This is a genomic window from Leucobacter sp. 7(1) (assembly GCF_900163635.1).
Classification (GTDB): Bacteria; Actinomycetota; Actinomycetes; order Actinomycetales; family Microbacteriaceae; genus Leucobacter.
In genome coordinates this window covers 1-5,246 of record NZ_FUID01000034.1, presented here as the reverse complement: position 1 = coordinate 5,246, position 5,246 = coordinate 1, and the positions used below count along the sequence as shown (strand labels likewise).

At 63.1% G+C, this 5,246-nt stretch carries 6 protein-coding genes; 2 read left to right on the top strand and 4 right to left on the bottom strand.

All coding sequences use genetic code 11. From position 1 onward, the window contains the following. The 4 genes from FM113_RS07945 to FM113_RS07930 form a co-directional block, all read right to left on the bottom strand. The coding region (locus FM113_RS07945) for a Dyp-type peroxidase (protein ID WP_087013290.1) at positions 1-938 on the bottom strand (938 nt) is incomplete at its 3' end. After that, on the bottom strand, positions 925-1,467 hold the full coding sequence (locus tag FM113_RS07940) for a copper chaperone PCu(A)C (protein ID WP_087013288.1): 543 nt from the start codon (positions 1,465-1,467) through the stop codon (positions 925-927). The genes FM113_RS07945 and FM113_RS07940, both read right to left, overlap by 14 nt. Further along, entirely contained in the window at positions 1,464-2,042 is a 579-nt protein-coding gene (locus FM113_RS07935; protein ID WP_176387123.1) for a copper resistance CopC family protein, read from the bottom strand. The genes FM113_RS07940 and FM113_RS07935 overlap by 4 nt, the downstream gene beginning before the upstream one ends. Positions 2,043-2,265: 223 nt before the next feature. After that, a complete protein-coding gene (locus FM113_RS07930; protein ID WP_087013284.1) occupies positions 2,266-3,252 on the bottom strand; it encodes a GlxA family transcriptional regulator in 987 nt (328 codons plus the stop codon). A gap of 124 nt (positions 3,253-3,376) precedes the next feature. Here FM113_RS07930 and FM113_RS07925 point away from each other — a divergent pair, with 124 nt between their 5' ends. After that, positions 3,377-4,390, top strand: coding sequence for an ABC transporter substrate-binding protein (locus FM113_RS07925; protein ID WP_087013282.1), 1,014 nt, complete (start codon positions 3,377-3,379; stop codon positions 4,388-4,390). After that, positions 4,387-5,246, top strand: an 860-nt coding sequence (locus FM113_RS07920; protein ID WP_087013280.1) for an iron ABC transporter permease, incomplete at its 3' end; no start/stop codon positions are given. The genes FM113_RS07925 and FM113_RS07920, both read left to right, overlap by 4 nt.

Genomic DNA, 5,246 nt, shown 5'->3' with positions numbered 1-5,246 from the left:
AGTGGTGCCCCGGAGTCCATCCGGCGGCCGACCGCTTGCTCACGTCCGCTGCGGTCGAGTCGATCCCACTTGTCGAGCAGCATCTCGATGCGTCTCACGACGAAGCCTGTTCCGCCGTCAAGCCAGGCGGGGTTTGCGACGGGTCCTCTCCAGACGACGCCAGCGAAGTCGTCACTCCCTGGTGACATGTTGACGGTGCCGTCGAGCTGACCGAGAAGATTCCGCTGGGTCCGGCCGGGCTTCTCTGAACCATAGGCTCGTCGGAACCCCTGTTGCACCCACCGCAGTGACCCGAAAGTGCGTGTGTCTTTGAGGAGCATGCGCTGGGCATGGGCCACGGTCAGCGGATCATCTGAGGCGATCTGCAGCAGCAGATCACCGTCGTTCCACTCCTCTCTGAGCTGGTCGAGCTTGAACGCCGGGATGCGGTCGAGCCAGTCGGGCCGGGCCGCGGGGTTCACAGTATCTACGAGGCGTCGACCGAATCCGAAGGTGATGGTGAGCCGCGCTGGCCGCAGGGAAAGCTCGGGTTCCGAATCCGCCAACGCGTAGGTGCCCTGCGTGAGCCTGGCTGCATCCTCGGTGAGGATCATGAGCATGCGCTGCACGTCTTCGCGGGTGATGCCCTCCCGCAATGTCACGGACACCAGGGATTGGTGAGCCTGTGGCACCATTTCGATCCCCGCCTGATGGGCACCATAGAACGGGACAGTCTCGCCGCCTCGCAGCTGCTCCGCATCCTCGAGCGCTTCAGCCCGTGCCGCGGCCTCTCGTCCGGCGACAAACCCATCGGCGCCCACGACCGCGACCGCTCCTGCGGCGGCCGCCACTCCACCGAACAAGAGTCGACGCCGCGAGAACCCCGACGCCGGCTCCTCCACGGAATCGTCGCTCACCTCGTCAGTGAGTGCTGTGTCTTTCGGTTTACTCGTCGACATAGGTCTCGTTCGCGCCGGTGTAGTCCTTTGCGGGGGCTTCGAATTCGAACACTGACCCGTCCTCGAGCTCGAGGGCGAATGACACAGTGTTGCCGGCGAGTACGGGATCGAGGATGTCCATGAGCATCAGATGGTTCGCGCCCGGTTGAAGGACGTACTCCGAGTTCGCTGGGATGACGAAGCCACCATCTTTCTCCCGCATCACCATGTTCCCATCCGCATTCTCGACGGTCTCATGTAGCTCCATGATGGGCGAGGCATCAGACGTGGCCGACACCACACGGATATCTTCGCCGCTGTCATTGACAAGAACTCCGAAAGCTGCGGACATGCCCGATTCGGCAGCCTTGACCCACGCATCCTTGATGCTGATCGTCGAGGACTGTTCCTGGGACGCGCTCTCCGACGATGCTGAAGAAGCGCCAGACTCGGTACTCGCGGGGGTCGTGCTGCATCCAACTGCGCCGAATGCGAGCGCACCAGCCAGCGCGAAGCTTGTGGTGACCCTCGAGAAGGGGACGGACTTCATGATGTGGTTCCTTTCGATCGTCGAGAAGACCGGACGAATACGACACGGCCCAAAGCAAACAACACCAGCGCGGCGAGCGCCCCCGCGCTTGCGAGCAACGCAGTCCGCACTGGCCCGGCATCGCCTGAGGTGTCATCGTCGCTTGCGCCGTCGAGCGAGAATTCGCCCTGGTTGGCGTTATCGGCTGCAGACACCGGAGCATCTGCAGATGCAGGCTCCGGGATTGGCGCCGCGCCGGAAACATCGCCGACCGAGAACAAGAAGCTCTCACTAATCGGATGCCCGTCGCTCGAAACGATCCGCCAGCGCACCTGATAGTTACCGTCGGGCAGCGGGCTCTTCAGCTGCTGCGTCGCAGTGAAGCCGGAGAATGTCGGTTCGCCTTCTTCCCACGAATCGCCTTCCGCGTCGACGACCATGATGATCGCGCCGACAGGAAGGGGCTCGGCAGTGAACGTTAATGCGACTTCGTCAGGCGACGTGTCGAAATGCTCTCCTGCGGTAGGTGTCTGGTTCGTCACCTGATCATGCGCATAGGCGGGTACCCCCGGGGCGAGGATCAGCCACGTGATCAAGCTGAGCACCCCAAGGAGTGCGGCGACAGGCCGATGGGCGACGGTTTGGTGAGACATCAAAACTACTCTACAACATGTAGTTCCAAACTAGACTCTCGATTACCCCGACACGATTCCAGCCGAGAGGTCACCGAAACCGGCCCAAGCTCGGCTGCACCCGAACTGCCGACACGAAAACCCGATACTGTCCAAGGCAGTTCCCGTATAGGTGTACAGTCAGCCTCTATCGAGAACGCATTTCATTCGAAGCGAATGTGCGCCGGTACTCGCTCGGCGACGTACCGGTGGCTCGGCGGAAGTGCTGACGGAAGTTGGCGGGTGTTCCCAGCCCGCACAGCTGTCCGATGTCATCGACACACGAGCTGGTGGTTTCAAGGAGCTTGCGTGCGTGCTCAACCCGGGCGGCATTGAGCCATCTCATTGGTGAGCCGCCCGTCGCTGCCGCGAAGCGCCGTTCAAAGGTGCGCAATGGTAACCCAGCGTGGTCGGCCATATCCTTCACGACCAACGGCCGGTCAAGCTGTGCAAGCGCCCAATCTTGGGTTGCCCCGATGCTGCCCGTAGTGGCAGGTGAAGGGCCAGGCCTACGTGCGAACTGGGCCTGCCCTCCGTCGCGGAAGGGTGCGGCAACGATGGTGCTCGCGATCTCGTTGGCAACAGCGGCACCCCGGTCAAGACGGAGGAGGTGGAGGCAAAGATCGATGCCACTCACGACGCCGGCCGAAGTGATGACCTGCCCCTCGTCGACGTAGAGGGGGTCGGGGTCGACGTCGATCTTGGGGAATCTCTGGGCGAGTTCCTGCGCGAACTGCCAATGCGTGGTGGCCCGTCGTCCGTCGAGCAAACCTGCGGCGGCCAGCACGAACGCGCCAGTACAGATGGAGGCGATGCGAGTCCCGCGCTGGTGTGCGAGCTGCAGTGCGGTCAGCACATCGCCGGGCACCTCGTCAAGAAAGTCGCGGAACGCGGTCACGATGACAGTGTCAGCTTCGGTGATCGCATCAAGGCCATGAGTCACCACTATCGACCACCCATGATCAGTCTCGGTCGGCCCTGGAGTTCGCCCGCACAGCGTGAGCTCGTAACCAAGAGAAGGGGCGCCGAATACAAGGAACGGCATGCTGACCTCCACCGGGAGAGCGCGTTCCATGACCAGCACTGCGATCCGATGCGGTTCGGCCCGCGTGATGCTCGACGGATCATGGTTCATGTCGTAAATCTATCGCAAATCGGCATTACCGCCACTTGTTGCGCTATGCCGGTGCAGCGAGGATTGATATATCTCTACATCTTGTAGCGATCATCGCTTTCGTTGTCACATCAGCAAGGAACTCATGGCCCTCAACCGAAAGGCAGTCACCGGTGTGATTGCCGCCTCTCTCATTGCCACACTCGCGGGATGCTCAAGTCCCGAGGCCTCACAGTCCAGCGAAACCCCGTCATCTGCGGCGCAAGGGTATCCCGTCACCGTAGAGAACTGCGATCGCACGTTGACCTTCGACTCGCCTCCCGAGAGGGTGTTGAGCCTATGGCAGGCGCCGACGGAGATGATGCTTGCGTTGGGGCTGGGCGACCGCGTCTTGGCCCGTGCTGGTGACTATGCGACGTATCCTGCTTCGGTGGCGACGGAGGCGGAGGGCATCCCCTCGATCGGGACGGCGATGGGATGGCCTGACAAGGAAACCGTGCTCAGCTATGACGCGGATCTTGTGCTCGGCCAATCGCTGGTCGGCTACGCCTTCGATACCTCAATGGGATACGCCTCGGTCGAACAGATCGAGCAGAGCGGCGCGCAGGTCTATGGGGCGAACGTCTGTGATGCCGATGCCGGCGGTGCCATCGAAATGACGCTCGAGACCCCGCTCGATGCGCTCCGCGACCTCGGCAAGATCTTCGGGGTGAGCGACCGCGCTGAAGAGCTCATCTCCTCCCTCGAAGAGCAGCGTCAGACAGTGATCGACGCGGTCGCTGGAAAGGAAGATGTCACGGTTGCTTTTTACAACGGTGGCGAGGGGCCGCTGATCGTCCTGGCTGGCGGCATCTACGACGACGCCATCTCCACCGCTGGTGGCACGAACCTGTTTCCCCGGGATGCGGTCTATGTCAGCAAGGAAGAGTTCGCTGCGGCCCAGCCGGACGTGATCCTGGTCGGTACGTTCGAGGGGCAGGACTACGAGACCCTCAGCGACTTCCTGCATCAGACGTTCCCAGAACTCACCGCCGTTCAGGAAGGCCGGCTCGTTGAGATCCCGGTCGCTGATACGGATGCGTCGATCTCTGTGATGCGCGGGCTCACGCAGATCGCGAACGGACTGCACGGTCTGGACCTGCCGGTTCCCGCTTCGTGACCAGCGCTCACCCCGTGGTGCGCGGACGTCAACGGCGTCCGCGCACCACGATCCTCGTGCTCGTGACCGCAGCGATCGTCGCGGTGGTTCTGTCTGTCGCGGTCGGGTCGGTTCCGATCCATCCCGGCGTCGTCGTCAGTGTGGTCGCGGATCACCTCTTTCCCTGGGATATCGGAACTTCGTCCACCGCGACCCAGGCGCAGATCGTGTGGGAGTTCCGGCTGCCGCGCGCACTCCTCGGGTTTCTCGTCGGGGCCGCACTAGCCGTTGCCGGCGCGGTCCTCCAAGCGGTCGTACGCAACCCGCTCGCGGACCCGTTCGTGTTCGGGGTGTCCTCCGGCGCCTCAGTCGCTGCTGTTGCGATGCTCACTCTCGCGACCGGCGCGTTGGCCGCAGTCTCGGTGCCGGTCGCCGCGTTCTTCGGCGCGCTCCTCACGACGCTCCTCGTCTTTTTGCTGGCGCAGCGTCGGGGACGGGTAACTCCGAACCGGCTCGTGCTGGCAGGCGTCGCCATGTCTTACCTGTTGAGTTCGGTCACCAGTTACCTCGTTCTCCGTGCGAGCACTCCCGGTGGCGGGGTGAGTGAGGTGCTGTCGTGGCTTGCGGGGAGCCTCGCCGCAGCGAACTGGGGCGACCTCGGCTTCCCCGCGGCGGTGCTGGTTGCTGCGACGGCGCTCCTCATGCTGCTGTCACGGATGCTCAACGCGTTCCTGATGGGCGACGAGACCGCGGTGAGTCTGGGGGTGGACGTGGGGCGGGTGCGTCTCGTGTTCTTCGTCATCACGTCGCTCTTGATTGGTATTGCTGTCGCGGTCAGCGGTGCGATCGGTTTCGTCGGCCTGATCGTTCCCCACGC

Coding starts and splice junctions, on each gene's coding strand:
- FM113_RS07930 (WP_087013284.1), bottom strand. CDS start 3,252: ATGAACCATGATCCGTCGAGCATCACGCGGGCCGAACCGCATCGGATC.
- FM113_RS07940 (WP_087013288.1), bottom strand. CDS start 1,467: ATGAAGTCCGTCCCCTTCTCGAGGGTCACCACAAGCTTCGCGCTGGCT.
- FM113_RS07925 (WP_087013282.1), top strand. CDS start 3,377: ATGGCCCTCAACCGAAAGGCAGTCACCGGTGTGATTGCCGCCTCTCTC.